At 76.3% G+C, this 1,815-nt stretch carries 2 protein-coding genes; one reads left to right on the top strand and one right to left on the bottom strand.

Annotated features, from left to right (window positions below):
- Positions 1-174: 174 nt before the first annotated feature.
- Complete coding sequence (locus CCN56_RS39840; RefSeq protein WP_086832453.1) at positions 175-555, top strand: DUF4440 domain-containing protein; 381 nt, start codon at positions 175-177, stop codon at positions 553-555.
- Positions 556-737: 182 nt separating this feature from the next.
- Here CCN56_RS39840 and CCN56_RS39835 read toward each other — a convergent pair.
- The coding region (locus CCN56_RS39835; protein ID WP_256962430.1) for a phosphopantetheine-binding protein at positions 738-1,815 on the bottom strand (1,078 nt) is incomplete at its 5' end.

Here is a 1,815-nt window from a genome sequence, read left to right as displayed (position 1 = left end):
GCCCGCCACCGGCAGCTCCGATCGGCAGATGACGTACGGCCGGAGCTGCCGGTGGCGGGCCGGAGGGCGGCCGGTCGGGTGTCCGGTCGGAGCGGCGGTTGGCGCGGCCGGTTGAAGCGACCGACTCCTCAATTCGCTTGCGAACGCCCAGGTCAGCTGGGGCAAGATGCTCCGATGAACGACAGAGACAGCGCCGTGGCCGAGGTCATCGAGCGAGAGCTGCAGTTGTTGAGTCCGGCCGTGCGGTCGTCCAGGGCGTTGTCGGATCGACTCCTCGACCCGGAGTTCGTGGAGGTGGGTGCCTCGGGGCGTCGGTGGGATCGCGAGTCGATGCTCTCGTCGCTGGCGGTCATGCAGGGTGCGGCCGACGAGGGTCCGCAGTACGTGCCGACCGAGATGACCGGCACCGTGTTGGCGCCGGGGATCGTGCACCTGACGTTCGAAACGGTGCTCGACGGCAGGCGTGCCCGGAGGAGTTCGATCTGGCGGAAGTTGGACGACGCGTCCGGGTGGCGGATGTACTACCACCAGGCCACGCCCGTGCCGGAAGCCTGAGGCACCGAGCCTGCTGAGGGCCGGCAGCCCGCGCCGCCGGTGCAGCGGCCCGGCAGCGACCGCCCTCGGCCGCCGCCGTCGGCGTCCGGGAGCGGATCGGCCCTACCGTACCGGCCGCCGCCTCCGAGGCACCGCCGCGCCACCCCGGCGAGTCCGCCCGCGCGCTCTCCGGTGCCAGATGCTCAGCCGGGCCGCCGTGCCCCCGCCGCCGTGCGGCGGCGCAGTGCCGGGGCCTTGGTCGGGCGGGCCGGCGTCGCGGCGGGCGCGTTCGGGTCGGCGTCGGGCTCGGCCAGGCGGCGGGCGAGGGAGGCCGCCGTCGGGTTGCGGAAGACGTCCCGCAGGGTGAGGTCCTGGCCGAACTCGGCGCGGATCCTGTTGAGGAGCCTGACCGCGAGCAGGGAGTGCCCGCCCGACTTGAAGAAGTTGTCGTCCCGGCCGATCGGGCGGCCGCCGAGGACGTCCCGGAAGACCCCGAGGAGGCGTTCCTCCCGGCCGTCCGGGCCCACCTCCGTCACCGCCTCGACGGGCGCGTCGGCGTGAGCGCCGGGCGCGGGCAGTCGGGGCACCAGGACGACGCGGGCGGGGACGAGGTACTCGGGCAGCCGCTCGGCGGCCCAGCCGCGCAGCGTCGCCTCGTCGGCGCCGCCGGGGACGCGGGTGACGTACGCGTACAGGCGGTCGTCGCGGACGGCCGCGGCCGCTCCCGTCACGTCGGGGTGCCGGCCGAGCACGTCCTCGACACGGCCCGGTTCGACCGGGTAGCCGCCCACGGTGAGCACGGCCACGGGCCGCAGGGACCCGTCGGCCTCGGCGAAGGCCCGCCGGCCGGTGGCGCGCAGGCCGCCGCCCGGGGTCCGCTCGTGGACCTCGCCGGGTACCCGTACCGGCGCGGGGCGTCCCCGCTCGTCCAGGACCACGACCTTGTCGGCGGGGGCCGCCGGGCCGTACGACGGGCCGGAGAGCGCGGTGCCGGGGTCGGCGGCGAACGCGTCGAGGGTCTCGGTCAGCCGCCGGGCCAGGAGGGCGGCGGTGTCCGCGCCGTAGAGCGCGGTGGCGTACTCCAGGGCGCCCCGCAGGCCGGCCGGTCCGCCGTCGGCGTCGACCAGCTCGGTCAGCGCGAAGGTGAGGTCGGACTTGGCGCCCACCGCGCTGAACGCGACCGGTTCGCCGTCGAGGACGGACGGGGCGCCGGTCCCGGTGGGCGCCGCGTGCACCTGCAGCATCACCTGGACGAGCGGGGCGTGGGCGGCGGAGCGGTGC

This window comes from Streptomyces sp. NRRL B-24572 (assembly GCF_002156145.1).
Taxonomy (GTDB): domain Bacteria; phylum Actinomycetota; class Actinomycetes; order Streptomycetales; family Streptomycetaceae; genus Streptomyces; species Streptomyces vietnamensis.
The sequence above is the reverse complement of the archived record's forward strand: the minus strand, read 5'-3'. Positions and strand labels throughout refer to the sequence as shown.

Bases quoted from the DNA above. Each gene is read 5' to 3' on its own strand.
- CCN56_RS39840 (WP_086832453.1), top strand. From the start codon at position 175: ATGAACGACAGAGACAGCGCCGTGGCCGAGGTCATCGAGCGAGAGCTG.